General features: G+C 65.0%; 1 protein-coding gene. It reads left to right on the top strand.

The genetic code is table 11. The features are described from left to right. Positions 1-911: endo-1,4-beta-xylanase (locus ACXN5W_RS30350; protein WP_473161814.1), on the top strand; the 911-nt coding region annotated here is incomplete at both ends.

Raw genomic sequence — 911 nt, forward strand, 5'->3', positions numbered from 1 at the left:
CTCAGCGACTCCGGCTTCCTCACCATCGCCAACCGCGAGTTCGACATGATGACCGCCGTCAACGAAATGAAACCCGACGCCACCGAATCCAGCCCCGGCGTCTTCACCTTCTCCCGCGGCGACGCCATCTACAACTGGGCCGTCCAACACGGCATGCGGGTCCGCGGCCACACCCTCGCCTGGCACGCCCAACAACCCGGCTTCTGGGGCAGCCTCAGCGGCACCAGCCTCCGCAACGCCATGATCGAACACATCAACGGCGTCATGGCCCACTACAAAGGCAAACTCTACGCCTGGGACGTCGTCAACGAAGCCTTCGCCGAAAACGGCACCCGCCGCCAATCCAACCTCCAAGCCACCGGCAACGACTGGATCGAAGTCGCCTTCCGCACCGCCCGCGCCGCCGACCCCAACGTCACCCTCTGCTACAACGACTACAACATCGAAAACTGGACATACGCCAAAACCCAAGGCGTCTACAACATGATCAAAGACTTCAAAGCCCGCGGCGTACCCATCGACTGCGTCGGCCTGCAAACCCACTTCACCGGCGGCAGCAGCCTCCCCAGCAACTTCCAAACCACCCTCTCCAGCTTCGCCGCCCTCGGCGTCGACGTCGCCCTCACCGAAGCCGACGTCACCAACGCCTCCACCACCCAGTACCAAGGCCTCACCCAAGCCTGCGCCAGCGTCCCCCGCTGCGTCGGCATCACCACCTGGGGCATCCGCGACAGCGACTCCTGGCGCGGCAACGAAAACCCCCTCCTGTTCGACCGCAACAGCCAACCCAAACCCGCCTACACCGCAGTCCTCAACGCCCTCAACAACGCCACCACCACCGTCCCCGGCACCCCACCCACCAGCAACCCACCCACCAGCGCACCCCCGACCAGCAACCCACCCACCAGCGC

Source organism: Plantactinospora sp. A48 (assembly GCF_055793945.1).